The sequence below is a fragment of the Cytobacillus sp. FSL R5-0377 genome (assembly GCF_038004385.1).
Classification (GTDB): Bacteria; Bacillota; Bacilli; order Bacillales; family Cytobacillaceae; genus Cytobacillus.
Window position 1 is genome coordinate 4,372,224 of sequence record NZ_JBBORA010000001.1, and the last position, 25,928, is coordinate 4,398,151.

31 protein-coding genes are annotated in these 25,928 nt (G+C 41.5%); 21 read left to right on the plus strand and 10 right to left on the minus strand.

Translation table 11 applies throughout. From position 1 onward, the window contains the following. The first annotated feature begins 393 nt into the window (after window positions 1–393). The 4 genes from NSQ49_RS22330 (at window position 394) to NSQ49_RS22345 (ending at window position 1,773) form a co-directional block, all read left to right on the plus strand. A complete protein-coding gene (locus NSQ49_RS22330; RefSeq protein ID WP_236566150.1) occupies window positions 394–810 on the plus strand; it encodes a hypothetical protein in 417 nt (138 codons plus the stop codon). Further along, complete coding sequence (locus NSQ49_RS22335; protein WP_251284182.1) at window positions 807–1,313, plus strand: hypothetical protein; 507 nt, start codon at window positions 807–809, stop codon at window positions 1,311–1,313. The genes NSQ49_RS22330 and NSQ49_RS22335 overlap by 4 nt, the downstream gene beginning before the upstream one ends. 69 nt (window positions 1,314–1,382) lie before the next feature. Beyond that, complete coding sequence (locus tag NSQ49_RS22340) at window positions 1,383–1,580, plus strand: transcription initiation factor TFIIIB (RefSeq protein WP_159862954.1); 198 nt, start codon at window positions 1,383–1,385, stop codon at window positions 1,578–1,580. 7 nt (window positions 1,581–1,587) lie between these two features. Then, a complete protein-coding gene (locus tag NSQ49_RS22345) occupies window positions 1,588–1,773 on the plus strand; it encodes a hypothetical protein (RefSeq protein ID WP_159862955.1) in 186 nt (61 codons plus the stop codon). 47 nt (window positions 1,774–1,820) lie between these two features. Here the strand turns inward: NSQ49_RS22345 and NSQ49_RS22350 are convergent, their stop codons facing one another. Further along, window positions 1,821–3,230 carry a vWA domain-containing protein gene (locus NSQ49_RS22350; protein ID WP_159862956.1) on the minus strand — a complete coding sequence of 470 codons (1,410 nt, stop codon included), beginning with the start codon at window positions 3,228–3,230 and terminating at the stop codon, window positions 1,821–1,823. Window positions 3,231–3,375: 145 nt separating this feature from the next. Between NSQ49_RS22350 and NSQ49_RS22355 the strand changes: the two genes are divergently transcribed. After that, window positions 3,376–3,918: a GNAT family N-acetyltransferase gene (locus tag NSQ49_RS22355; protein WP_159862957.1), complete on the plus strand. Its 543-nt coding sequence runs from the start codon at window positions 3,376–3,378 to the stop codon at window positions 3,916–3,918. A gap of 27 nt (window positions 3,919–3,945) precedes the next feature. Beyond that, the gene (locus NSQ49_RS22360) at window positions 3,946–4,287 is read left to right on the plus strand and encodes a n-acetylglutamate synthase (protein ID WP_159862958.1); all 342 of its coding nucleotides are present in this window, start codon (window positions 3,946–3,948) and stop codon (window positions 4,285–4,287) included. 270 nt (window positions 4,288–4,557) lie between these two features. On the opposite strand, the gene NSQ49_RS22365 is transcribed toward NSQ49_RS22360, so the two are convergent. Further along, window positions 4,558–4,941: a VOC family protein gene (locus tag NSQ49_RS22365; RefSeq protein ID WP_159862959.1), complete on the minus strand. Its 384-nt coding sequence runs from the start codon at window positions 4,939–4,941 to the stop codon at window positions 4,558–4,560. Window positions 4,942–5,100: 159 nt separating this feature from the next. On the opposite strand from NSQ49_RS22365, the gene NSQ49_RS22370 reads away from it, so the two are divergent. From NSQ49_RS22370 to NSQ49_RS22380, 3 genes are all read left to right on the plus strand, one after another. Further along, window positions 5,101–5,397, plus strand: a complete 297-nt coding sequence (locus NSQ49_RS22370) for a hypothetical protein (RefSeq protein ID WP_159862960.1) — start codon at window positions 5,101–5,103, stop codon at window positions 5,395–5,397. Beyond that, window positions 5,394–5,900, plus strand: a complete 507-nt coding sequence (locus NSQ49_RS22375; RefSeq protein WP_159862961.1) for a DUF3189 family protein — start codon at window positions 5,394–5,396, stop codon at window positions 5,898–5,900. Before NSQ49_RS22370 ends, NSQ49_RS22375 begins: the two co-directional genes overlap by 4 nt. A gap of 412 nt (window positions 5,901–6,312) precedes the next feature. Beyond that, entirely contained in the window at window positions 6,313–7,809 is a 1,497-nt protein-coding gene (locus tag NSQ49_RS22380; protein ID WP_159862962.1) for a flavin monoamine oxidase family protein, read from the plus strand. A gap of 325 nt (window positions 7,810–8,134) precedes the next feature. Here NSQ49_RS22380 and NSQ49_RS22385 read toward each other — a convergent pair whose 3' ends face one another. After that, on the minus strand, window positions 8,135–8,785 hold the full coding sequence (locus tag NSQ49_RS22385) for a 2OG-Fe(II) oxygenase (protein WP_159862963.1): 651 nt from the start codon (window positions 8,783–8,785) through the stop codon (window positions 8,135–8,137). Window positions 8,786–9,049: 264 nt separating this feature from the next. On the opposite strand from NSQ49_RS22385, the gene NSQ49_RS22390 reads away from it, so the two are divergent. From NSQ49_RS22390 to NSQ49_RS22405, 4 genes are all read left to right on the plus strand, one after another. Further along, complete coding sequence (locus tag NSQ49_RS22390) at window positions 9,050–9,670, plus strand: YitT family protein (protein ID WP_159862964.1); 621 nt, start codon at window positions 9,050–9,052, stop codon at window positions 9,668–9,670. Window positions 9,671–9,735: 65 nt separating this feature from the next. Beyond that, window positions 9,736–9,972, plus strand: coding sequence for a hypothetical protein (locus tag NSQ49_RS22395; protein ID WP_159862965.1), 237 nt, complete (start codon window positions 9,736–9,738; stop codon window positions 9,970–9,972). Window positions 9,973–10,069: 97 nt separating this feature from the next. Then, on the plus strand, window positions 10,070–10,561 hold the full coding sequence (locus NSQ49_RS22400; RefSeq protein ID WP_159862966.1) for a MarR family transcriptional regulator: 492 nt from the start codon (window positions 10,070–10,072) through the stop codon (window positions 10,559–10,561). 36 nt (window positions 10,562–10,597) lie between these two features. Then, complete coding sequence (locus NSQ49_RS22405) at window positions 10,598–11,167, plus strand: hypothetical protein (RefSeq protein WP_159862967.1); 570 nt, start codon at window positions 10,598–10,600, stop codon at window positions 11,165–11,167. 222 nt (window positions 11,168–11,389) lie between these two features. Here the strand turns inward: NSQ49_RS22405 and NSQ49_RS22410 are convergent, their stop codons facing one another. The 3 genes from NSQ49_RS22410 to NSQ49_RS22420 form a co-directional block, all read right to left on the minus strand. Continuing rightward, window positions 11,390–12,277, minus strand: a complete 888-nt coding sequence (locus tag NSQ49_RS22410) for a selenium metabolism-associated LysR family transcriptional regulator (RefSeq protein ID WP_251284183.1) — start codon at window positions 12,275–12,277, stop codon at window positions 11,390–11,392. 59 nt (window positions 12,278–12,336) lie between these two features. Continuing rightward, window positions 12,337–13,380, minus strand: coding sequence for a YeiH family protein (locus NSQ49_RS22415; protein WP_251284184.1), 1,044 nt, complete (start codon window positions 13,378–13,380; stop codon window positions 12,337–12,339). Window positions 13,381–13,885: 505 nt separating this feature from the next. Beyond that, window positions 13,886–15,118: a CynX/NimT family MFS transporter gene (locus tag NSQ49_RS22420; protein ID WP_445662636.1), complete on the minus strand. Its 1,233-nt coding sequence runs from the start codon at window positions 15,116–15,118 to the stop codon at window positions 13,886–13,888. A 246-nt stretch (window positions 15,119–15,364) separates the two neighbouring features. On the opposite strand from NSQ49_RS22420, the gene NSQ49_RS22425 reads away from it, so the two are divergent. The 7 genes from NSQ49_RS22425 to arsC all read left to right on the plus strand — a co-directional run bounded on the left by NSQ49_RS22425 (window position 15,365) and on the right by arsC (window position 20,452). After that, the gene (locus tag NSQ49_RS22425) at window positions 15,365–15,814 is read left to right on the plus strand and encodes a MarR family winged helix-turn-helix transcriptional regulator (RefSeq protein WP_159862970.1); all 450 of its coding nucleotides are present in this window, start codon (window positions 15,365–15,367) and stop codon (window positions 15,812–15,814) included. 73 nt (window positions 15,815–15,887) lie between these two features. Then, on the plus strand, window positions 15,888–17,258 hold the full coding sequence (locus NSQ49_RS22430) for an FAD-dependent oxidoreductase (protein WP_251284186.1): 1,371 nt from the start codon (window positions 15,888–15,890) through the stop codon (window positions 17,256–17,258). Between the two features lie 49 nt (window positions 17,259–17,307). Beyond that, window positions 17,308–17,436 carry a hypothetical protein gene (locus NSQ49_RS22435; RefSeq protein ID WP_311315935.1) on the plus strand — a complete coding sequence of 43 codons (129 nt, stop codon included), beginning with the start codon at window positions 17,308–17,310 and terminating at the stop codon, window positions 17,434–17,436. 271 nt (window positions 17,437–17,707) lie between these two features. Next, the gene (locus NSQ49_RS22440; RefSeq protein ID WP_201306483.1) at window positions 17,708–18,214 is read left to right on the plus strand and encodes an arsinothricin resistance N-acetyltransferase ArsN1 family A; all 507 of its coding nucleotides are present in this window, start codon (window positions 17,708–17,710) and stop codon (window positions 18,212–18,214) included. Window positions 18,215–18,361: 147 nt separating this feature from the next. Next, complete coding sequence (locus tag NSQ49_RS22445; protein WP_251284187.1) at window positions 18,362–18,706, plus strand: ArsR/SmtB family transcription factor; 345 nt, start codon at window positions 18,362–18,364, stop codon at window positions 18,704–18,706. Between the two features lie 14 nt (window positions 18,707–18,720). Beyond that, complete coding sequence (locus NSQ49_RS22450; RefSeq protein ID WP_159862974.1) at window positions 18,721–20,016, plus strand: arsenic transporter; 1,296 nt, start codon at window positions 18,721–18,723, stop codon at window positions 20,014–20,016. 16 nt (window positions 20,017–20,032) lie between these two features. Then, entirely contained in the window at window positions 20,033–20,452 is a 420-nt protein-coding gene (arsC, locus tag NSQ49_RS22455) for an arsenate reductase (thioredoxin) (RefSeq protein ID WP_159862975.1), read from the plus strand. 462 nt (window positions 20,453–20,914) lie between these two features. Here arsC and NSQ49_RS22460 read toward each other — a convergent pair whose 3' ends face one another. Next, entirely contained in the window at window positions 20,915–21,781 is an 867-nt protein-coding gene (locus NSQ49_RS22460) for a MurR/RpiR family transcriptional regulator (protein WP_251284188.1), read from the minus strand. A 204-nt stretch (window positions 21,782–21,985) separates the two neighbouring features. On the opposite strand from NSQ49_RS22460, the gene NSQ49_RS22465 reads away from it, so the two are divergent. Next, window positions 21,986–23,365, plus strand: coding sequence for an aspartate aminotransferase family protein (locus NSQ49_RS22465; protein ID WP_236566151.1), 1,380 nt, complete (start codon window positions 21,986–21,988; stop codon window positions 23,363–23,365). A gap of 67 nt (window positions 23,366–23,432) precedes the next feature. Here the strand turns inward: NSQ49_RS22465 and NSQ49_RS22470 are convergent, their stop codons facing one another. From NSQ49_RS22470 to NSQ49_RS22480, 3 genes are read right to left on the minus strand one after another with little or no spacing between them, the layout of a single operon-like run. Further along, on the minus strand, window positions 23,433–23,831 hold the full coding sequence (locus NSQ49_RS22470) for a hypothetical protein (RefSeq protein ID WP_159862977.1): 399 nt from the start codon (window positions 23,829–23,831) through the stop codon (window positions 23,433–23,435). A gap of 5 nt (window positions 23,832–23,836) precedes the next feature. Beyond that, entirely contained in the window at window positions 23,837–25,231 is a 1,395-nt protein-coding gene (locus NSQ49_RS22475; RefSeq protein ID WP_159862978.1) for a sensor histidine kinase, read from the minus strand. Further along, complete coding sequence (locus NSQ49_RS22480) at window positions 25,228–25,899, minus strand: response regulator transcription factor (RefSeq protein WP_159862979.1); 672 nt, start codon at window positions 25,897–25,899, stop codon at window positions 25,228–25,230. Before NSQ49_RS22480 ends, NSQ49_RS22475 begins: the two co-directional genes overlap by 4 nt. Window positions 25,900–25,928 lie beyond the last annotated feature (29 nt).

Below are 25,928 nucleotides of genomic sequence, written 5' to 3' on the forward strand. Positions count from 1 at the left end.
GCCGGAAACCCGGGAACTGAGTCCGAACCTGGAGCAACTTCTGACAAAGCGCGCCGGAAACCCGGGAACTGAGTCCGAACCTGGAGCAACTTCTGACAAAGCGCGCCAGAAACCCGGGAACTGAGTCCGAACCTGGAGCAACTTCTGACACAAAAAGCGGTAAGTGCAGAGCCTGAGCGCGATCCCAGGCCCAACAACGGACACAGAAATATGAAATGACCCCTTTACTGCCCACCCTCTCATTTTTCAAACCAGAATTACACTGAAAGAAGCCACAAAAGAATAATTACCCCTTTGTCCGCCAATACTAACAAAAAAATCTGGGGCTGATGTTATATGGGGTTCGTACTTTTAATTTTTTTGGCCTGGCTGGTTATAATGATTTTTACTTCTATGAATAAGAAACTGACTTTTGTTGAAAATACATTTGTTTATCTGGCAGCGATGGTCATTCATATTAATTATACGTGGATTGTATATGAAGAGCTGAATGAGGCACATATTTCCCAGCAGATCTTAAATAATTCTGCCTTTTTAGTACATAGAAGCATAACGCTTCCAATTACAATAGCAATCACATTTAATTTATTAAGGACAGCGGATTCGCTGGGTTCAAAGTTTATAAAAATAGCGGTTTCCGTTGCATTCCTCGCTTCTGCTGTAATGATTGCGAGGTATTTTGAAATTGTGGAATTTAAAAAGTGGAAAATTGTCTATGAAATCATCTATTTATTCCTCCTCCATTTTGCAATGCTTTACTTATTAAAGTATTTTAGGCAGCTAAAAACAAGAGGGGTGAATGAAGCATGAAAATCTGGAAGGACTTCGGTGGCAATGAGCTTATTCTTTTGCTCATGATTGTTGCTGCCTACCTTGTTTATTTTCTCCTTATCAGAAGGCCGGACAGGCTGGCGAAGCAGATTACAGTGCTGAGTCTGCTGTGGGGAATGGCCATCGGCATACTCTATGATTTCACCATTGGCGGGGGCAGAACCGATTTTTATAAGGTAAATGATTTAAACAATTATGAAGTAACAGATGTTTTGTACTATTTATTATTCGCTCCATTTGGGTATTTCTTTTTTTACCTTTATGAAAAACTGAACATCAGCAAAAAAACGTTTATTATTTATGTGTTGGCCTGGGCACTTTTGGGTGTTTTCATTCAATGGGTTTTAACGGCAGCAGATATTATTTTCCTGCAAAAAGAGTATAAGCTCATGCATTCTTTCCCTATCTTTTTGCTGACTCAGACACTGACAGGTATTTATATTCAGGTACTCAAATCAAAGGAATCACTTACAGCTGAATAAATGGCCGCATATCCTGAAACTTTTAGCTGTTTCTGAGCGTAGTACTTACTAAGGACAGCTGAAAGGAGAATGAATTTGAAAGCCGAAAAATGTCCAAAATGCGGTTCAAATGAGTTGGGCAAAGGAAAGCATTCGGGTTATGGGGTCATATTTTCTGTAAATAAGATGAGTCTTGGTTCTGATAATGAATACCTTATTTACACAAACTGCGGTTTTATCATTGAAGGGTATGTGAAGAAGCCGGAGAAGTTTAAACATACAATGTAGGAGCATCATGAAAAAATATAAGTTAAAGAATCATTTTAAAGGATTAAAAAAGGGAACGCATTTTTACTTGATTGCTGAATCTGAATTTATCGGCATTAAAGAATATGTGCTGCGCACAAACGATTTATCGCATCGGATCTCGATTAATGAGGCCGAGCTGAACAGAAATTTCACGATCATCACCAAAGAATAAAAAAGAATGCTCAGTGCATTGTGCCCGGAGCATTCTTAAATATTTTATTACCAAATATCCCCGCGTTCTTTTTTCAGAGCCTTCATTTTTTCAACCCATTCGTCCACTCTCTGCTTGATTTCATCACTTTCCTTTTCAGCAGCGTTCCGATTTTTTTCATGAAGCTTCATATATAAATCCTTCATCTGGTCGCTGCGTGCATAGCTCCAGTCACGAAGTTCGGATCGCTGCTCATCTGTGATCCAGCCGTTATCTCCCATTATGGTGACGGCATCATGAATCCGATGTGCTTCGCGCCTGCCGACTGTAAATAATTGGCGTGGATATTCTTCTCCTATTTTATATTCGTCTATCATTTCCCATGGGCTTGGTGCCATGGTAAAAGCCCATGCCAGATCACCGGCAGATGGCAGCCACTCGTACTGAATGGTGTTTTTCAAATCGTCTGGACTGTCTGCTTTAAAATACTCCCCGTTGCCTGCTTCTGCTACTGCTCTTAATTGATCTTCAGCTTTGCCGTCTACATCAAACCCAATGATATTTACAGTATTGCTGCTATTATTTTTCACAAGGTCTTTACTTGCCTGTACTGGGTTGCCATCACAGGTTTCAGCACCGTCACTGACAATGTAGATTGTGGTTGAGCCGTCATAACCGCTGCTCATTTCTGCTGCTTTTTGAATGGCACCGGCAAGGGGCGTCCAGCCTTTACTTTCAAATGAATCTACTGCTTGGTGAAATTCCTTCTTTGAATATTTGCCCATAGGATAGACTTCCTCTACACCTGAACAGGAAATTTCTTTATCAGTGTCCGCTTCAGTGCCTTTATGTCCATAAACCACAAGGGACACATCACTGCTTTGGCCGATCGTCTGGGCGAAACTCTTGACGGCGCTTTTTGCAATATCCATTTTTACTTTGCCGTCTGCCTGCAGCAGCATGCTTGAACTGGCATCCAGCAGAATAATGGCCTGTTCTGCTGCCTTTTTATCTTCTTCCTTTGGTTCTGATTTTGTGGGATCCGGCAGGTATGGCTCTTCAAAATCAGGTTTGTAGCCATTGGATTTTTCAATGATGTTTTTATAATTGGGGCTCGCCAGCAGGGAAATTAGTCCTTTTTTTAGAGAGTCTGTATCTTTGGCTTCTTTTGTCAGCTCTTCCAGTATAGGCGTCATTTCCTGTAAAAGTTTAGGATCAGTCTTCGGTATAACTTCAATGGCCTCAATATCCTTTTCGTATGTAAGATCATCCATCAGTGTTCCATGAGGCAAACTTAGCAGGCTTTCTTCAGTGACCTCCAAATTAATAGCATCTGTGTTTGCTAGGGTTTTTTCCTGCTTTTCTTCCCTTTTTTGCACTTCTTTAACAGTTTCATCAGCGGCTGTTTTCTCTTTATCAGTGCTGCAGGCGGAAAGAATCAGTGCAGCGGACAACAGCCATAAACCATAATATTTCACAGAAATTCTCCTCTATGTTTATATTTTACTAATTATTGAGTGTAACATGGATAAAGGCAGTTTTGAAGTAATTTCCATATGATAGGATTTTTTTAAAGCAATTTGTTATAGTGGAAGTGAGAGATCATGCAGAGGAGGCAGTCCGTTGGAAAAAGCATTTCCGGTTCTTGAAACAGAGAGATTAATTTTAAGAGAAGCAACTGAAGAAGATGCAGAAGATATGTATGTATACCTGTCAGATCAGCTTGTTGTAAAGCATATGGGAATCTCAGCCTGTGAAACTCCCGAAGAGGTGCTCGGCGAAATAGAATGGTATAAATCCATCTATACAAATGGCACAGGAATGCGCTGGGGCATTACTCTTAAGGACTCGGGAAAGGTCATTGGAAGCTGTGGTTTCCTCAATAGGAATCCAAAACATTACCGAAGTGAAGTAGGTTATGAACTAAGCAGGGAGCATTGGGGAAAAGGGATTGCGAATGAAGCTCTTGAGAGGGTATTAAAATTCGGCTTTGAACAGCTGGGGCTTGAAAGGATAGAAGCCCTGATTGAGCCTAAAAATCTCTCATCCCAGAAGCTGGTCGAAAGGCAGGGCTTCACGAGAGAAGGACTGCTCAGGCATTATGAATACACAAACGGAAAATTTGATGATTTGTATATGTACTCCATTTTAAAAGGGGATTTATAGATCGTTACATACCAGGAGGATATTTTCATGAATTACAATGGCCGTACCTTTGTTTCTGTGCAAAATACTGAGAATGGTGAGGTATCATCAAAGACCTTTTTTCATTATAAACAGGAAAGTAACATTTTAACTGCTTCTTATAGCGGGGGAGAGATTGTTCAGGGAACGCTGATTGGACTTGTCCATGAAGACGGAACTTTAGAATTCAGATATAGCCATGTAAATCACAAAAATCAGCTTCGCGGCGGAAAATGTCTCTCTACCCCTGAATTACTGCCGGACGGCAGAATCAGGCTGCATGAAAAATGGCAGTGGCAGGATGCTGAAGGGACGAAAGGACTTTCGATTATAGAGGAAGTAAAAGCTTGAGGCATGCGGAGAGTATAAACTCTCCGCTTTTGTTTTTTCTTTTGATAATGAAAATAAACAAAATTCATAATACCAAAAACCTGTCCATCTGCCAGTCCACTCCTCGCACTGAATTATCTGCGATATCTGGAAAGCCATGTAAAACCAGAATGCCAGCGACAGCCTCTTTTCCCCAGTCGAATTTTCTATCAATTCAACTCCAATCTTAAATTCCCAAGGAATACTGTAAATAAAAAAATCCATGGCCCTATAAAGCCACAGATTCCAGCATTAAGAATTACAGATCATCAAAATATTACCATCAAGGTCCTGAAAGTTAAAGTAGGCAAAATCTCCAATACGCTCAATTTCTTTTACAATAGTAATTCCCTGATTTTTAACAAAAGCGTACGCCTCATCAATATCCCGTGCAAAGAAGTTAAATAAAACGTGCCCGGAGGGAGTCCATTTAAAGGATGGATCGAAGGTGTGATCGTCCAGTGTAAGTCCGGTTTCTGACGTGACCGGAATGTTGTATACCGGCGATTCCACCTCTTCCTTGTTAAAAGGAAGTCCAAGCAGGCAGCTATACCATTCAGCCGATTTTTTCAGTTCCTTGACATGAATAAAAACATTGTTCACATTGCCAGCAATCGGCGAAGCAATTGATTTCATATACTCACCTCTTTCATTGTGATCTTTTTACATATTCTCTATAGGGGGCTAATTCCCTTTTTTTGCTGCCTGAGGAGGGCGGGCAATATTTGTATACTAAAAAAGTCTGAATGGAGCAACATAGAAAGAAGCATGAAAGTAGATTGCAGGGGTGGAAACATGGAGGCATTTCCAGTCATTCATACTAACTTCTGGGATGCGGTTATAGCAGTTCCTTTAGTTGTTCTGCTGACTCAGCTGGGCAAGGTGCTCCTTAAACTTCCAAAGCCTTTTATTCCTGGGCTGGCCAGTGTCATTGGATTAATCATTTCTGTTTTCTTTGCACACAGAAATAATTTATGGGCAGGAATTTTTATGGGCTTTTTTTATGGAAATGCGGGAGTAGGGTTATATTCCTCCTTAAAAACACAAATACTGGCATTCAGGAAGACTGTTGAAGGAGGAAGTGAGAATTGATCTATATCTACCATGATTTTGGGGGAACTCATACGACATCGCTGGCAGCAGCATATCATCTGAGAATCATTCAAAATCGAAAACTCGAAAAAGAGGAAATTATTCAGGTGCCATTTTTTAATAAACTGACAAAAAAAGATGCAGGAACTCTTATTTTTCATGGTAAAGATGAAGAGGGTAATCCGGTATATAATCTCGGAAGAAGATCTTCAAAATTGACAATTGAAACCCTGCAACATTTTTGTCTGGTATTAGGTAACCGTAAAGCAATTCACGAGAAGATCATTCTCTCAAATACTTCACCGGCCGTTCCGGTTATTATGTCAATTGGTGGATTCTTGGCAAACGGCCTGGGCCTGGGGCCACTAGGTACACCGCTTTTGGTAAAAGGAGCTCAGCAGTGCTGCGGAAATATTCTTGACCTTGTAAATGAAACAAAAAAGACTGCTGCAGGCTCAGATGCAGCGGTCGTAAAAATTGATAATAAGAAGTTCCAGGCATAAGAAAAGAACATCTAAGATGGATCTTTTTATTGAGGACTATTGTCCAGAAACAGAAGTAAGCAAATTATGAAGCAGAGAAAGAAAAAGAAAAGAAAGCAAAGGAAAGAACTTCATAAAGATCATTTAGTATCAAAAGGCCTCTCCCACAAATAGGGAGAGGCCTTTTGATTTAATTTGCATACATCGCGTTTGCAGAGAATCATAAAAACAAGCTAATAATTTATGTGGCAGGAAAATCGATTTACTCAGGCCTTTTATTCTCCAGCCTACACTTGCTGCCGTTCCCCTGTCCAATTAAACTGGTCCTGGCGGCTGTGAAAACAGGTAATTCAAAAAAGAAGCATATTGTAAAGCTGTCCGGCAGTATAGTGAAGTAACAGCTATTTGACAGATCGCCGGAGGGAGAATCAGAATGGCCTACTATCGGAACCCGCAGTTATCTGCGGAGGAAATGCTTTCTATCATCAGAAACGGGCTCGGCATTTCACAGGTTCAGAAGAAAATTATAGTTGTCGGAGCCGGTATGTCTGGGCTGGTGGCTGCTTCGCTATTGAAGGATGCCGGCCATGATGTAACGGTTTTAGAAGCAACACAGAGGGTTGGCGGCAGGATTTTTACAATGCGAGAGCCATTCATGGACGATTTGTATCTGGATGTTGGCGCCATGCGAATTCCCCATGTTCATCAATTAGTTCTTGAGTATATTAAAAAATTCCGTTTAAAGGTAAATGAATTCAGAAACACAACACCCCAGGACCTGATCTTTGCCAATGGAATAAAAACCAATCGTACCGCCTATCAGCAGAATCCGGATATGCTGGGCTATCCAGTTGCTCCGCATGAAAAAGGAAAGACAGCGGAAGAGCTTCTGACGATGGCAATTAAGCCAGTTGCAGATTTTATTAATCAAAACCCCATTCAAAATTGGAGTATCGTAGTTAGAGAGTTTGACAGATACCCCATGAGTTTTTTTCTAAGATACAATCCAGCGGGGCCCTCTCTATCGCCTGGTGCACTTGAAAGCATTAAAGTTCTGCTCGGTCTTGAAGGGTTTCCAGAGCTGAGCTTTCCGGCCATTCTTCGGGAGCTGCTTCCTTTATTTAGCCCTGACATTCATTTTTACGAAATAGAGGGAGGCAATGATAAGCTTCCAAATGCTTTTTTACCACAGTTAAAAGAAGATCTTTTTTTCGGCTATCAAATGACAAAGATCGTACAGGATCCCGAACAGGTGACCATTCATGCAAGACATACCTTGAGCCAAAGGCCTTTGGTAATAACAGGTGATCTGGCCATTATCACCATTCCTTTTTCTCTGCTTTCGTTCGTTGAAGTCGTTCCCCGGAACTCATTTTCCCATGATAAATGGAAAGCCATTCGGGAGCTTCATTATGTTTCTTCTACTAAAATTGGACTTCAGTTCAAGCAGCGTTTCTGGGAACGTGAAGGGCTGCATGGAGGGAAGCTGATGACCGATCTTCCTATCCGCTTCGCAGCATACCCAAGTCATCTGATTGGTTCTTCGGGTTCCGGAATCATTATGGCGAGTTATACGTGGGAAGATGATACTTTATCCTGGGATAATCTTAAAGAAGGTGACCGGATCCGTAATGCCCTTGACAATTTGGCTGTTATCCATGGCAATCAGGTCTACGAGCATTTTTTAACAGGAGCCTCCCATAGCTGGTCACAGTACCCTTTTTCGGGCGGAGCCTTCTCCATGTTCAAGCCAAACCAGGAAACAGAGCTTTATCCAGTTATTCCTATTCCTGAGGGGAGAGTGCATTTTGCCGGGGAACATACTTCCACAGCTCCGGGCTGGATTGAAGGTGCAATTCAATCAGGCATAAGGGCAGCGAGTGAAGTCACCGATTTGCCCAGAGGCTATTACAGGTGGCAAAAATGGTAAAAATACGACAGAAATGTCTGTTTTTGACGTTAAAAAGTGCCAATGGGTAGGCACTTTTTAAAGATTTTCCAACAAATTGTACAAGACATCTGTAAACGCTTTCATTTATAATGGAAATAACAGATAGGAAAGGGGATGCGTTCAGGTGGAACTTTTAATGGAACAATGTGAACATGGCCGGCAGGAAGAACCTTGTGAAGAGTGTGCCCCCGATAAAGTAGGGGAAGAGAATTTCGATACCTCTGATTATGACTATCATAAGAGACTGTGGTTTTAGAAAAGCATTACTTAAAAACGCTTGGGATAGAATTCCCAAGCGTTTTTTCTATAGCTTCTTTCTTCTCATCCATTGCGTGGCAGCCCATTTGTCACCAACGGCAACAGGTGCTCCGCCATGTAGTGTCAGATCATTTAAGTTTTGGTCATTATAAAAATATTCAAAGTAAACAGCCATGCCCTTTTGTGGAGATACAGAAAAGTTAAGCTTTGGAAAATAAGTTTCCCCGCCCTGTGCCACATCATTCAGGTACATAACAAGCGTGCTGATTCTCGGATTGCTTGCAGCTCTGCTGCCTGAAGAGAAGAAGTCAAAGTGTGCTTTATATTCCTGGCCAATTTTATAATTCAGAATCTGGAGCCCTTCGCCATGCTCAACTGGAATGTTCATGATTTGTGAGACTCTTTTCTCGATTCTTGAGACGATTTCATTTTCCCCTTCCTGGAAAAAGGTGCTGCTGCTGGTTCTCAGTTCATCCACTTCAAGGGAGTTGGCAACTTTTGAACGCTGCATGCGATCTTTCGACTGCTGAATCAGCTGGTCACATTCTTCATCACTCAAAACATTTCCAAGTACCACGATTAATGGTTCTGCGAATTTGGCGATTATATGAATTTCCCGATCTTCTGTAATAATTTTATTTCCAGCATGATCAAAAATCGTTTGTTCACTAAAAGATACATCCATTGCCATGTACATCAACCTCTTTTATTTAGTTTTCTGAAAATTCAATATATTTAAAGGCTGCTTGAAGTAATCTGTTGTGCGTTTCTTCCTCCTATACAAATGGATGTCAGAGTCAGCTTTTCAGCTGGCTGAATTTATTTTACACTTTGATTTGAAAGAATTCTATCTTTTTTTCCTGGAAAACTACTAAAAATAGAAAGAATTGCGTCTGCATGATATTCATTTTCCGGAATATATTTCATTACATAAGCTAGTCTGAACAAAAGGAGATGGCCCGTGTATAAAAGTAGAATTCCACACTATTTAAGCCGGAGTCGAAGCGGTAATTTTACCGCATTTAAAAATGGGCTGATTATTTTGCTTGGAGCCACGCTAGTGGCGGTTTCGCTGCAATTATTCCTTGTGAAAAATTATGTCATTGACGGTGGCATTGTCGGATTGAGCATCATCCTTTCACACCTTTTTCACATTGATGTGGGTGCCTTAATACTGGTGCTGAATCTCCCGTTTTTACTGGCAGGGTTTTTCTTTTTAGGGGGAAGATTTTTGCTGTTAAGCCTGTTTGCCAGCTCGGTTCTGGCAGGGGAGACATACATACTGGCTCCATATGAGGAAGTAACTAGCCACCCGCTGCTTATTATTATCCTTGGCGGGCTTTTGCTGGGAATGGGAGTTGGCCTCATTATCCGATATGGCGCCTGCCTGGACGGTACGGAAGTTTTGGCTATTTTATTCAGCGAGCGGCTTCCTTTAACTATCGGTCAGTGCATTCTGATCATGAATACCATTCTCTTTGGAAGCTCTGTTTTCTTATTCGGCATCACAGAAGCCGCATATTCCCTTGCTACGTTTTTTGTTGCTTATAAAACCATAGATACCATTATAATGAGGCCTTAAACATTTCGTATATTTTTGAGGGGCGGGTATATCCTAACCAGTAAAAAGGTGAAGGAGATTACCCTGTGGATCCGTACGAAATTACCGGCATGATTGTGGATGATGAATTTGATGGGGAAGAATATGTGACGACAGAAATTCTCCATGAAAACAATACTTATAGCATCACATTTAAAAAAGCAGATCTTGAAGTGATCAACGCCTGGATTTTTAAGGAGGGTTCGTCGCTTCCGGCGAAATTGTCCGAAGAAATGATCGAGCTTATTAGAGATGATGTGAAAAATAGAATAGGACTAAAATAGAGGCTCTAAAATGAACCTCTATTTTTTTGCATAATAATAACCATCTCTCAAACAATACTTGTAAATACAATTGTATCTGCAAGTGAGGGGGAAACGGATGAACCTTTTATTGAAACAGCAGACATTGCTTGTCATAAGGGCCCTATACTTCTGCATGGAAAAGAGATGGGCTGAGCTTGAAAAGAAGTTTAAGCTGACGCCTGCCCAGCAGCATATTTTGTTCCTGCTTGGCACTCATAATCAAAAGCTTAGCCCAACCCAAATAAGTGAGCTTGGGTGCTGGCATCTTTCGACTGTAACCAGGCTGTTAAAACCGTTAAAGGAAAAGGGACTTATTGATATCACAGCCAATCAGGAATTGCTGCGCTATAAATGCGTAACTATTACAAAAAGCGGAAGGGAACTATTGAACCTGATTATGGATGAGGTAAAAAAGATGGACCAATTTCCTCTGAATATGAGTCATTTATCGGAAAACGAGCTTTTGTCCTTCCTTGAATATGGCCAAAAAGTATTAGGGGATCAAAAAGGAGATCTTTTTAGAAAAATGCTGACTGATGCACGGGTGGAAAACTATAATTATGCATGATTCTTTTAAGAAGGATGTGTTTTGGGAGGTTATTCTATGAGTTACAGCGAGTACTGGGAGCAAATATATTCACAAAGTGAAAAGATGAATTCGCTCATTACTTCATACTGGAGAGAGTTTTCAGGTCTTACGACATGGCAGTTTTGGGTAGTTCTGGCACTGATGGTCCTCCCGCTGATTCTCGTCTATCTTGCGGTTGACCGCAGCAGAATTTTTGAGATCTTCTTCTTTGGATATACCGTGCATATTCTTTGGACATACGCCGACAGCTTTTTCGAGAGATATAGTTATTTTGTCCATACCTATTTCTTATTTCCAATGTTTCCCTATGCCTTGAACATGACAGCATCAGCTTTACCAGTGGGTTTCCTGCTGATCTATCAGTACTGCACCAACCATAGGAAAAGCTTCTTGCTTTACACCATTTTAGGTGCTGCTGTATTTGCCTTTGGATTTGCTACTTTAGAAGAATGGGCCGGTATAGTCCATTTTAACAAGGGAATGAATCAATTCTATCTATTTCTGATTGATGTCGCGATTGCATTTGCAGCTTATTTTTTGACAATGTTTGTTAAGAGAATGAGTGAGAATATTAAGGGAAAGTGAAAAGGGGAGTGGCCGAACTGCACTCGGGATGTGGTTCGGACCCAGAATGGGTGAGAAGCACGATCTGAGTAGGAAGATGAGCTGAATTCGGACATAGAATACGATAAAAAATTGATATTATGTCCGAATACAAGCCTGGATCTAACAGGGGGAAAAAGCCACTAGGTACTTTTTCAGTACCCAAACTCATTCTCATGTTTTGTGGCTTGACTAGTAATTATTTTACTGTCTTGATAAAATAAATTCCATCAGCTTTCTGCTGGTGTGTTTCAGGGCTTCCTCGTGGTAGATCATATAAAAGTCCCGCTGCATTGAAATCCCATCAACTTGGATTTGTTTTAAAGTTCCGAGGCGAAGTTCTTTTTTTACAGCCGATTTTGAGATGATGGAAATTCCTAAGCCAGCTTCCACACAAGTTTTAATGGCTTCGGTGTGTTTCAGTTCCATTATGACATTCAATTTGGACGCATCTACATGAGATCTCCTGAAGGAATCCTCCATTACTTGCCGTGTTCCTGATCCTCTTTCACGAATAATAATCGGAACTGACAGCAGCTCCTCGATGGAAATTTGGTCTGTCTTTATAAATTTATTTTCGGGAGAAGCGATGATAATCAGCTCATCTTTGGCAAATGGAACTTGTTTTAAGGCTGGATAGGAGAGCATGGATTCAATGAATCCTATATTGATCTCATGATTTAATAGCTTATCAACAATATGCCTTGAGTTAAATACATTTAAATGAAGCTTGACTTTTGGATAGAGACTCGAGAAATCAGCTAATAAAAAGGGGAGGACATGCTCCCCGATGGTTAAGCTGGCACCTACCTTTAAATCTCCATGTACACTTCCCTTTAGTTCTTCCAACTCATTTTCCGTTTCATTCATTAAGGCGATCAGCTTTTTGACTTTATGATAGAGGATTTCCCCTGCGGGTGTCAGCGAGATTTTTTTGGTTGTCCGTTCAAAAAGCTGGCAATCCCACTGTTCTTCGAGTTGTTTGATTTGAAGGCTTACACTGGATTGTGAGAGGTGGAGGTCCTTGGCAGTCTGGGAAAAACTTTTATTATTTGCTGTGACATAAAATACTTTCAGATAGTCGAGGTTCATGGGTATCCTCCTTCAAACAGGTAACGTCTATCTTTCTATTGTAATCGATTAGAAGTCATTTAAAAAATTTTATAAAGTAAGAGCAGAAGCGGTGTTAAGGCAAGAAGACCGAGGAAGCCGGCAATAGCAAGAGCAACTGGCTTAAAGCCAACCTTCACAAAATCATTCCATTTAATATTAAGACCAAGCCCTGCCATACCCATTGCGAGGAGATAAGTGCTGAATAATAAAAGGATGCTGATAATGCTTCCAGGTATAGAGAAAATCGTATTGATCATGCTGGTTAGGAGGAATCCAAAAATAAACCATGGGATTGGCAGCTTTCCTATTTTCCGGCTTTGGCTCCTGTTTTTTCTGCTGTATAAAAGGCTTATGATAAAGGCAACTGGTATCAGTAACAGGACTCTTCCCAGTTTGACCAGAATGGCAGAATCACTGCTGACATCTCCGCCTGGAACACCCGCCGCTACTACATGGGCAAGCTCATGCAGTGTTGCACCTGCTAATATACCGTATTCCTGCTCGCTTATAGGAAGCAAAGGAAATAAGATAATATATAAAATCGCTCCAATGGTCCCTAGAACAGCTATACATGATACGGCTACTGCGGTTTGTTCTTCCTTGCTTTTAACAATTGGGGCAATCGCAATGATGGCTGCCGCTCCGCAAATGGCAGTGCCCGCAGCAAGTAAAGCAGATAATTTTTTATTGATTTTAAATGCTTTCCCCAGAAGCAAAATGAAACTCATGGTAAAGACAATGACCACTACATCGATGATCATGATGGAAAAGCCTGCTGATATAATTTCCTGCAAATTCAGCCTAAAGCCCAGTAAAATAATCCCTGCACGAAGCAATACCTTGCTTGAGAACTGAATGCCTGCATGAGCGTCCACAGGTATTGATAGGGTATTCCCCCAAATTCCTCCTAGCAGAATGGAGAGGAGCATGATTCCGAGGATGGAGAAAAAGGGAAGAGTGGCAATTTGGCCAGCCAGAAACGCAAGCAGGAGGGTCAGCAATACTCCTTTCGCAAACCCGATAGCCTTGTGTTTTTTTTTAGGTTCTTCAATTATATATTCTTGAATTTTTTGCGCTTCCACAGAAAGTTCCCCTTTCGTTCATTTGATACCTTAACCGTATCATAGGAAAGGAGAATCGCTTCACCGATTGATTAATAAGACTTATTGGATTTTTTAATGAGTCGATATTGTATTGCTCAAGTTCTTTTTTGACTGTAAAGTAATTGCTTCTTAATTGATAGGATTACTGCTTCTGATCAAATTTGGACAGAGAAGGCAGGGTTAATTGGTATTGAGTCAGAACCTGGTAGAAATTCGGACACAGAAGGCAGGGAAACTTGGTATTGAGTCAGAACCCTGTCCAACTTAGAAAACAGAAAGAAGGAAAATCTGGATTTGAGTCAGAACCTGATTCAACTTAAGACAAAGAAAGCAGAAAAATGTGAACCTGAGTCAGAACCTGTCCAACTTCAGACACAAAAAGCAGAAAAACCGGGTTTTAAGTCAGAACCCGGTCACCTTCAGATACAGAAAGTATAAAAATCAGCACCCACCCCACTCTCGGTCAGGATAGTAAGAACAAGTCTTACGCAATGGTTGAAGCCGTCTTTTTTTGTTTATGGCGCTTATCCTGCAGAACAAATTGATCCCTGCCTGCCCCAATGCCGGAAACCGTAAAGATGGCAGTATTAGCCAAAAGCAAGGCCAGCGGAACGGTCCAAGTCCCTAACAGGTCATACAGTGAGCCGATGAGAATCGGTCCTGCTGCAGCCAGCAGGTAGCCGACGGATTGTGCCATGCCGGAAAGACTGGCAGCCTGTTTCGCATTTTCTGCACGAAGGCCGATCAGAGTTAATGAATGGCTGATGGCAGCGCCAAGCCCGATTCCGATTAGGACGATACTAAGGTTTGTTAATATTACACTAAAATTCATTAGAAGCCCTGTTATGCCGGCAAAAGTGAAAGCTCCGATCCAAAAGGCAATCGCTTTTTGGTTAGGGAGCCGGTCTGCAAGAACAGGAATAATAAAGTTGACAGGAAGTCCGGAAAACTGGAGAACGGTTACCATCCAGCCGGCTTCTGCAATATCCCGTCCCTGGCTGTGAAGGATTTCCGGAAGCCAGGTAGTGGTGCTGAAGTAGACCATTGATTGCAATCCCATAAACAGTGTAACCTGCCATGCGATGGGGGAGGACCAGATAGACGTCTTAGGTGCTGTGACGGCTGGTGTTTCCGTTTTTTTCTCCCGCCCCCTGATCTGTGGAAGCCACACAATGATCGCAATAAAAATCAGGATTGCCCATGCCCCAAGTGAAAGCTTCCAGCCTAACCCAAGGTCTTCAGCAAGAGGGACGCTGAACCCGGGTGCGAGTCCCGCCCAAATTCCCATTGAGAATGTATAGATCCCTGTCAGCAGGCCGACCTTCTGCGGGAATTTTTCCTTGACCATTCCAGGAAGAAGTACATTGCAAAGACCTACGCCTAAACCTATTAAAATAGTTCCTATGTACAGTGGAGGCAGCATTCCCAGCGAACGGGCCGCAATGCCGGCTCCCAAAATAGTCAAACCTAATAGAATGCTCCATTCACTGCCAAGCTTTTGGGCAATCCTCGGAACAAAAGGAGAGAGCAGGGCAAAGGCAACAAGCGGCAGGGTGGTCAGGAGTCCTGCTGCGCCGTTAGAGATTCCCGTCTCATCCCTGATAGCTCCAATCAAAGGACCAACTGAGGTGATTGCAGGACGTAAAGTAAACGCGACAAAGATAATGCCGGCCATTAGTAATAGGTTTTTTGAATTCATTTTTGCTGGGCTTCTCAATGCGAACACTCCCTTAAGGATGAAACTTTCGGATAACGAAAGATAATATTCAAAATAGTATAATAGTTTTTTATATAAAAGTACATAGGCTAAGAGCTATGTATATATTTTTTGTTCTTTATTTAATTTCTAATATGCCAGGAACGAAAACGTTTCACCTCAGTCCAAAGGAAATCATAAGTTAATCAAAAATATAGTTGTAAATTACAAATAATATATCTATAATTAAACCAAGAGGTGAAAATTATGGAAAATCTTCGCGGCTTGTTTCAAGTAATGACGCGCCGTTTTGGCTTACTAAATAAGAATTGCTGCAGCGTCGGCGGTTGCGATATTTCCCTCATTCAGAGCCATATTCTTTATGAGATTGATAATCAGCATAATCCATCCATGCAGCAGATTGCTGATACGCTAGGGACCGATATTACTACTTTCAGCAGGCAGGTTCAATCTTTAGTGAAGATGAACTTAGTTAAGAAGATGCCGGACCCTGCTGATAAAAGAGTCAGTATTCTTTCGCTGACTGCTGAAGGCAGATTTATTGCAGGTTCAATAGATCAGCAGATGAATTCATTTTTACAAGAGGTCTTTTCACACATGAATGAGTTTGAAAAAGAAACAGTCATCCGCTCGATTCATTTGTTAAATAATGCTATGGAAAAATCCAGTGCATGCTGCAAGCCTATTCAGGGGTAAATTCCCCTGGGTTAAATACTTGTAATTTGCAAGTAAATTCGAATCCAATACAGGAGAAAAGAGGAGCACACACATGACTAATTTTAGTGTTGTCAAAGGCTGCTGCACACCTGAGAAAAACGAGTCAGAAAAGACATCATTTAGAGAGGGTGAAGGAAGAGAGCTGCCTGTTGCTATAATTGGCGCCGGTCCTGTTGGGCTGGCAGCTGCTGCACACCTGGCAAGCACGGGACAATCATTTATTTTGCTCGAGTCAGGAAAGCATGCTGGAGCCAATATAAAAAGCTGGGGACATATTCGGTTATTCTCACCATGGCGATACAATATTGATAAAGCTGCTGCCAGGTTATTAAGTGCAAATGGCTGGGTACAGCCGGATTCGGAAGCATTGCCTACCGGGGAGGAACTTGTTGAACAATATCTAAAGCCGCTGTCCAGGTTACCTGAAATAAAGCCATTCATTCATCTTAATACGAAAGTTTTATCAGTTGGCAGAAAAGACACCGATAAAATGAAAACTGGAAATAGGGGGAATATTCCTTTTATCATCCATGCTGAGCAGAATGGAGAGTATCAAACATTTGAATCAAGAGCAATCATTGATGCTTCAGGCACCTGGGGAAATCCAAACCCAGCTTCCTCAAGCGGTATTTGGCTGGCTGGCGAGAAGGAACTGAAAGAAAGGATTTATTATGGAATACCCGATGTTTTAGGGAGTGAGCAGCAGCGCTATCGAAATAAACGTATTGCAGTTGTCGGCGGCGGCCATTCAGCAATTAATGCCTTGCTGGATTTAGCCGCATTGAAAGAGTCCTATCCAGAAACAGAGATTTTATGGATCATGAGAAGAAATCAGGTTGAGGATGCTTACGGTGGAGAAGAAAAAGATACACTTAAAGCACGAGGCCGCCTCGGAAGCAGAATCCATCAATTGGTTGATAACTGGCAAGTGGAGGTCATTACTCCATTTCGCATCCAGCTGATCAAAAGGTCAGAAAAGGGAATTAGATTAATCGGGAGTCAAAATGGCAAACAGAGCAGACTGGATGGAATCGATGAAATGATTGTTAATACAGGAAGCCGTCCGGATTTTTCTATTATAAGTGAACTTCGTACTTCCATTGATTCTTCAACTGAAAGTGCAGAAGCATTAGCACCATTAATTGATCCCAATATTCATAGCTGTGGTACGGTTCGCCCTCATGGAGAAAAGGAGTTAAGACATCCTGAGAAGAATTTTTATATTGTGGGTTCCAAAAGCTATGGCCGTGCTCCAACCTTTTTGATGGCGACAGGCTATGAGCAGGTTAGGTCAGTGGTATCTCATCTAAGCGGTGATTTCGCTGCCGCTGGAAAAGTGGAGCTGGATTTGCCGGAAACGGGTGTTTGCAGCGTTCATCTGAAAAGTTCCTGTGATGCTCCTGCATCTTCCTGCTGCAATTGATTAAAGGGAGGGTAATCCTTCCCCTCATAACGATTTGAAGGTGATGACAATGACCATTAATAATGCTGGAGCGCTTAAAAATGAGTATTTTATAGCATATATGAAATTAATCATGAATGCTTTTGATTGTTCTGTCGAGAAAGCTATAGAAAAAGCTGTTTCGATGGGGGGAAAGTGAAATGGGACAGGAAACATATGCACAATTTTTATTGGCTTATCAGGAGTTGCTGAATCAAACAAAAGATTTGCTGTTTCATTGATGACTGGACTGAACAATGCCGTCCTGCCAGGCGGATTCACTGCGCTATGCTTCGATGTTTATTATGATATACCTCATTTATTAGCGATTGGGCCGGTTCAATAATCCTGCTTTTCTTAGCTGTGATTTGGTAAGCTTTAACAAGACACCAGTAATATTTTTGAAACCAACCAATTAGGGGGAAACTGGAATGTTGAGTGATACTTTTATTCGTGAAGCCAGAAAGACAGATTTAGAGACTATTTTGGAGATATATAATCAGGGAATACAGGATCGAATTGCTACATTGGAAACAGAAGCAAAAGACCTTTCCTATATGTCAAACTGGTTTAAACAGCATCAGGGGAGATATAGTGTGCTTGCTGCCGAAAAAGGGGGTATAGTAATCGGCTGGGCATCTCTGAATCCGTATAGCAGCCGATGTTCATATGATGGAGTGGCAGATCTGTCAGTCTATATCGCAAGAGAGTTCAGAGGGAAAGGGGCAGGCGAGAAGCTGCTCACTGCACTGGAATTGAAAGCAAGAGAGAACCAGTTCCATAAGCTTGTTTTGTTTACTTTTCCATTTAATAGACTGGGACAGAGTCTGTATATGAAAATGGGTTTTCGTGAAGTAGGTATATTTCGAAATCAGGGTTTGCTGGACGGAGAATTTGTGGACGTTATGGCTATGGAAAAACTATTATCTTGCGGCTAAAGTTTTAGCCGTTATTTGTTGGATGACGTAAAAAGCAGTGGCTCACCTAGAGACAGCTGCCACATTTTCGGTAAATAAGTAAAAACGATTTACTTATATAAGTAAATCGTTATATAGTTATATACGCAAAGCGGAGGTGGGATATTCATGAATGGAGGCACGCTCGAAATCGACAAAACTGCATCTATTTTAAAATTACTAGGCGATAAAACACGTCTTACAATCGTGAAACTATTAAAGGAACATGATTGCTGTGTATGTGAGTTTGTGGAGATTTTTAAAATGAGCCAGCCAGCCATTAGCCAACATCTTCGGAAACTAAAAGATGCAGGTGTGGTTAGGGAAACCAGAAGGGGACAGTGGATTATTTATTCATTGAATCAGGAAAGTGAATTTTATCCATTAGTTCAGGCTGTGCTGAATCACTTTCCAAGCCAGGATTATTTATTAACCGAATTGGAAGAGCAGGGATTGCGAATTTCCTGCGAGTAAGAGGGGGAAACAAATTGACTCAAATAATTTTAGCATCGGTGATTTTCATAGTCACCCTCACATTTGTCATTTGGCAGCCAAAAGGGCTATCAATTGGCTGGTCTGCATGCGGAGGAGCCATCCTTGCTTTAATAGCCGGTGTGGTTGATTTCAATGATGTCATAGATGTTACAGCCATTGTTTGGAATGCCACATTAACTTTTATTGCAATCATTATTATTTCGCTTATTTTAGATGAAATTGGATTTTTCGAATGGGCCGCCTTACATATGGCGAGAGCGGCAAAGGGAAGCGGAGTGAAGATGTTCATTTACGTTTCCATTTTGGGAGCTGTGGTCGCAGCATTTTTTGCGAATGATGGGGCTGCGCTCATTCTCACGCCAATAGTTCTTGCGATGGTCCGAAATCTGCAGTTTGAAGAAAAGTTGGTTTTTCCGTTTATTATCGCCAGCGGATTTATTGCGGATACTACGTCACTGCCATTAGTTGTCAGCAACCTTGTCAATATCGTTTCAGCTGATTATTTCGGCATCGGCTTTGGGGAATATGCCTCACGCATGATTATTCCGAACTTCTTTTCATTGGGTGCCAGCATCTTGGTCTTATACCTATACTTCAGAAAAAGCATACCAAAGAATTATGAATTATCTCATTTGAAAAACCCGGGAGAGGCAGTTAAAGACAGTAAAATGTTCCGATTGTCATGGCTGGTGTTAGGTATCTTATTAATTGGCTATTTCGCAAGTGAGTGGATTGGTGTCCCCGTTTCATTCATTGCGGGCATTGTAACGGTGTTCTTTCTGCTCATGGCGCGCAGAAGCCCGGCTGTGAATACACGAACGGTCATCAAGGGTGCACCCTGGGCTATCGTTTTCTTTTCAATCGGCATGTATGTAGTGGTTTACGGTCTTAGAAACGCGGGTCTTACCAATGTTTTAGCTGATTTAATTCAAATGACAGCTGACCAGGGACTGTTCGCAGCAACAATCGGAATGGGATTCATTGCGGCCATTCTTTCTTCTGTCATGAACAATTTGCCAACCGTGATGATTGATGCTCTGGCCATTGCTGAAACCGATACAAGCGGTGTGATGCGGGAAGCACTTATTTATGCAAATGTTATTGGATCTGATTTAGGACCGAAAATTACGCCGATTGGGTCCCTCGCCACTTTGTTATGGCTTCATGTTTTGTCTCTGAAGGGAGTAAAAATATCATGGGGAACTTATTTTAAAACAGGGATCATTTTAACCATTCCAACACTGTTCATCACATTATTCGGTTTGTACATTTGGCTAATGATTATTTAATAAGGAGAGTCCCAACATGACTAAAAAAACGATCTACTTTTTATGCACAGGCAACTCATGCCGCAGCCAGATGGCTGAAGGATGGGCAAAACAGCATTTAGGCGAAGATTGGAATGTTTACAGTGCGGGGATTGAAGCACATGGTTTAAATCCGAATGCTGTAAAAGCCATGATAGAAGCAGGGATTGACATCTCTAATCAGACTTCTGATATCATTAATTCTGAGATTTTAAATAATGCAGATTTGGTTGTAACGCTTTGCGGAGACGCAGCTGATAAATGCCCGATGACACCTCCTCTTGTAAAGCGCGAGCACTGGGGATTTGATGACCCTGCAAAAGCAGAAGGATCAGAAGAAGAAAAATGGGCTTTCTTTCAGCGTGTCCGTGACGAAATTGGCCAAAGGATTAAAACATTTGCCGAAACAGGAAAGTAAACATTCAGAGGGAGTGATTTTATTTTGAAAATAACAGATCATGCACGCGAGGAATTGATAAAAATGATGGAAGTGCAAAATGCCAGCAGCGTCCGCATCTTTTTTGACGGCTATGGCTGAGGACAGCCAAGAATAGGACTGGCTCTGGATGAGCCGGAATCAGATGATATTATTGTCACAATTAATGAAATCAAAGTAGCTATCGATCCGATCATTGAACCAAACACCGAAGACCTTGTATTAGAACGAAGCGGAAACGGAAGAGGAATCTCAATGATAGGGAACACAGGAAGATGCTGTTAGAAAAAGACCCAATGGGTCTTTTTCTTTGTCTATTGAGTTAATAGCTTTTTGCAGGCTCTTTTTGGATAAATTGTGTTTTCGCTTATCTATATTGACCATGATTAGTTTGGCTTGATTAGCATGGGCTGGGCCTATCTTGAGCTGAGCTGCCTATTACACTTATTTCCTTTTGTCAGAGTAAAACGTGCCAAAACGTTCCCAAATTCCCTCCAGTTTTTCAAGACGATCCTCAGATTCATTCATTCGATTTTTTCCAACATACGCTATGAGTGTATTAATAAGACTTAGCGGAGCAACAAAAGAATCAAAAAATGTTGGTAATTGACTTGAAGCAGTTAGCACAGCATCCCCATGAGGAACGAGCGGCGAAAGAAGATTGTCTGTAATGACAATGGTGGCGGCACCTCGTTCTTTTGCAAAATCCATAATATTGACAGTACTTGTTGAATAACGTGAGAAACTGATTCCAACTACTACATCTTCCGCATTCAATGCGTATAATTGTTCAGGTTTATTTTCAACAGGACCGAGTAAATGAGCATTTCCTAAAATAATATCCAAGTAATATTGCAGAAATAGCCCAAGAGATGTGGCGCTCCGGTTCGCAGATATGTATATTTTTTTCCCGTTAAGCAGATGGTTTCCCGCATCTGCAATCGCCTTTGAATCTAAATTTTCCATCGTCGATTTAATATTGGCTATATCATCTTTAAAAATATCGTAGATGGCCTGGTTTGAATCATCATAAATCTGTGAAGACATTTTTAACCTGTCCTTCGTCGTCAACTGCATCTGAACAGAGTTCTGCATCTGGTTCTGCAGTTCACGATAGCCGGAATATCCTAAAAAGACAGCAAAACGTACCACTGAAGCCTCGCTTACTCCTGCTTGTTTGGCCAGGGTTGCAACCGTATAGAAAGGAACCGTGTTCGTGTTTTGAAGGATATAGGAAGCCAGTTTTTCCTGTGACTTGCTCATGCTTGACATTTTTTCAGCAATTAATTGATAGACATTTTTATTACTCATAATGACCCCTTTTAAATTTTTACTTTAAAAATAGGATAGTCCTATCATCAAACAAATGCAACAAAAGTTTCATGTTCTATAGTTTTTTGAAATTTTTTGTTCAAAAAGGGTTCCAAAATCATTCATTCTCGCCTATTATGAAATAAATATTTCATTATTTTATGATTTTGAATAAAATATTTCTGAATGCAGGAGGATATTGTGATGACATTAATGGCAAGCCATTCCCTAACAGAGTTTGAGAACCAGACATCAAAATCCAGAGATTTTTTCTTAAAAGCTAAAGAAGTCATGCCAGGCGGAGTAACCGCTAATATCAAATCTTTTGATCCATATCCAATTATTATGGAAAAAGGGAAGGGAGCTTATTTATATGATCTCGATGGAAACGAGTATGTTGATTATCTGCTTTCCTACGGTGCTTTAATGCTTGGGCATGGACATCCAAAAATCATTCAAGCCATACAGGAACAGCTTGAGGGAGACGGGACTATGTTATTTGGAACTCCACACCGGCTTGAACTTGCTATGGGAGAGAAAATAAAAGAGCTTTATCCAAGTATGGAAAGAATCCGTTATACCAGCTCCGGAACAGAAGCTACTCTTCTGGCTTTGCGATTGGCATATGCTTATACAGGTAAAACAAAAATTGCTAAATTCGAGGGTCATTACCATGGAGGTTATGATCAGGTTCTTTTAAGTTTAAATCCTTCTCTTGAAGAAGCAGGGCAAGCTCATGCACCAAAGTCAGTGATTGAATCCAAAGGGATTGATCCATATCATGAGATACAAACCATAGTACTTCCTTTTAATGATCTCGAACATACCTCTGATATCTTAAAGAAGAATAAGGATGAAATTGCTGCCGTTATCCTTGAGCCCATACAGGGCGGATTCATCCCGGCAGAACCTTCGTTTATGAAGGGTCTAAGAAAGCTGACGGAGGAGCTGGGCATCCTATTAATTTTTGACGAAGTAAAAACAGGTTTTCGTGTGGGACTCAGTGGAGCTCAAGGACACTACAGCATTAAACCAGATCTCACAGCACTGGGAAAAGTGGCAGGCGGCGGTTTTCCTGTGGGAATCGTAGGGGGCAAAGAAGAAATCACGATGACAAGCGCTCCCACCGTTTCGTCAGATGTTTTTGACAGTAGTCACAGTAAAAAATCCAGTGCCAAAGATGTTCTATTCCACAGCGGAACATACAATGGACACCCTACGATTCTGGCAGCTGGTCTTGCTACTATAAATGTATTGGAACAAGAGATTGAACACGTTTTTAAAATGACTGACAGATTAAAAGAAGGGATAAAGGGTCTTTTTGAACAGCGGGGAATACCGATGCAAACAATTGGTCTGGGCACCATATTTAACGTTATCATTACGGAAAAAGAACAAGTAAGAAACTACAGAGATTTACAGCAGGCTAATTTTTCCATGAGAAAGGAACTGGACTTTGGTTTGCTTGCAAAGGGTATCTATACAAAGCCATTAAACAGATACAGCATGGCTACAGTCCATGGCGAAAAGGAAGTAGACCGTACACTTGAGGCGTATGATACCGTACTTTCTAAAATGTTTTAAAGGTTTTCGAGTGAATAATAAAATAAAAAAGCAATGCAGTTTTCATACGCTGCATTGCTTTTTAAAATTAACGTTCCGCTGTTTTCTCAGTCAAAAAGGTAATCACCACAAACAAGGCGAAGGCAAGCAATAGCAAGGTTCCGCCAACAATAAAGAAGACCAGAACAAAGGTATCCCCTAAATCGAAGGGATTTAATGTATACATCCACATGCCGATTGTTAAGCCTAATGCCCCTGCCATTCCAAGAATACTGTGAATGGAAACCAGCCTCTTATATTTTACGCGGTATACTTTATAAAAGATTCCCCATGCGAATACGGAAAGCCATCCTACCAGCAGGATGTGGGCATGAATGGGCCTTAATGAATAATCCATCTGCCCGGACATATGTGATCCAAGATAGGTTCCGATAATGCCAAATACGGCTGCAAATCTAATTAACCTGATACTCCATTTTTGTTCCATAACGCTTATTCCTCCCGTTGTTTCTCCCTGAAAAATGTAATGGTAAAGGATGTGCCATTGCCAGCCTGGCTGTCTGCCTTGATATCCCCATTATGCAGCTCGATTATCTGTTTCACTATCGAAAGCCCGAGTCCTGTACCATCTTTCTTTCTTGCCGAATCCACCCTGTAAAAGCGGTCGAAAATCTGGCTGATCTTCTCTGCGGATATTCCGATTCCGGTGTCTTTAAATACAATCTTAATTTCAGATTGAGTCTGAGATAGACTGATCAAAATGCTGCCGCCATGTGAGTTATATTTTATCGCATTTGTCAGCAAGTTGTCCCAAATATTCACCAAAAGCTCCGGATCCCCTTTAAAAATGACTGGTGCAAGCTTGTAGGAAACTTCAATTTCTTTTTCCTCCAGCCTCCATTGATGCCTGCGGATGGTTTCCTTGATTTGCTCATCCAATTTCACTTCTGAAAGTTTCATCGGATAGGATTTCTGGTCAAGTGAAGTTAGCAGCAAGAGCTGTTTGGTCAAATTGGAAAGCCGCTTCGACTCCTGATCGATGATTTGCACATATTCGAAATGTTCCTCATCTGAAAGTTGCTGTGTCTGCAGAAGCTCTGCATACCCTTGAATATTCATAAGAGGGGACTGAAAGTCATGGGACACATTGTTGATGAATGACTTGCGGGCTTCATCATTGTGCTGCAGCTGTTTCTGCATGCGGCGGAAACTTTCCGCGAGCTGTCCGATTTCATCCTTTTGCTTAATATTTAATGGGAAGTTGAAATTCTCACGTGTAATTTCCTTGGTTGCTTCCGTCAGCTTCGTGATCGGTTTGATCAGATGCTTCGCAAACCAGATCACTCCGGTAATGCTGACAACGGCAATGGCGACAAAGAACCATGCGAAAATCATATGAATATCTGAGAAAATCAGATTATTATCCGGACGAAGGAATAGCCCGTAATTTTGATTGTCCATGGTAAAAGGGACGCCGACTGTATTTTTAAGGTCGTTTGAAAAATGGCCCATCATCAGGAATTTGCCGGCAAAGCTGTCCATCCCATGATAAACCTTTTGATCGGCCAGCACTTTTTCAGCTTCCTCAGGCAGTTCGGTCCTATTGAACGGCTGGCCGAAGAATTCTCCATCGCCCGATTCACTTACAATATAAAGCTGATAGCCGAGCTTGCTCATGGAGTTTAAGTATGTTTTATATGTAGAACCAGAGGTATGCAAATGCTCAAGTCCACTCGCGATTTCCTCTGCAATCACCACATTTTGTCTGTCAATTTTCCCTTTTGTCGAAGCCATATAGACCCAGTTTGTTAAAAGGAAGGAAAGCAGGATGCTTATAGCTAATATCACAAGTGTAGCAGCGATGAATTTTCGGTAGAGCGTCTTCATTTTGTTTCCTCAAGCTTATATCCGATGCCGCGGATGGTCTGGATTTCAACGTTTGCCCCGTATTTTTTTAGCCGGTCGCGGACGCGGTTGATGTGAGTATTTAATGTCTGTTCGCTGCCTTCATAATCCGCACCCCACGCCTGTTCGATTAAAGCCGCTCGCTGGGTGATTTTATTTTTACGGGCAGAAAGCAGGCTCAGGAGCTCAAATTCCTTCAGTGGGAAAAGGATGGTCTCTTGATTGATTTCCACTTCAAAGCTTTTTCGGTCTATGGTCAGATTACCGGCTTTAACGACTGTTTCCATAGCCCGACCCGCTCTCCGGAGCACAACAGCTACCCGGAAAAGGAGCTCCTTCACTTCAAATGGCTTCACAATATAATCTTCAGATCCGGATAGGAAACCCTGTTCTTTATCACTGAGCTGCCCCTTTGCTGTCAGAAGAATAACAGGAATTCCGAAGTCGTCTGTCAGAAGCCTGGTGAGTTCGAATCCGTCCATACCAGGCATCATGACATCGACAACGGCTAAATCTGCTGTTTGTTCTTCCAATAATTTTAAAGCTTCTTGAGCATTGTCTGCACGCAGCACTTGATAGCCCTCACGATTTAAATGGATCGTGACAAGTTTTTGTATATGCAGATCATCATCAACGACAAGTATCTTCATTTAAGGTCCTCCTATTGGGAATAGGGAGG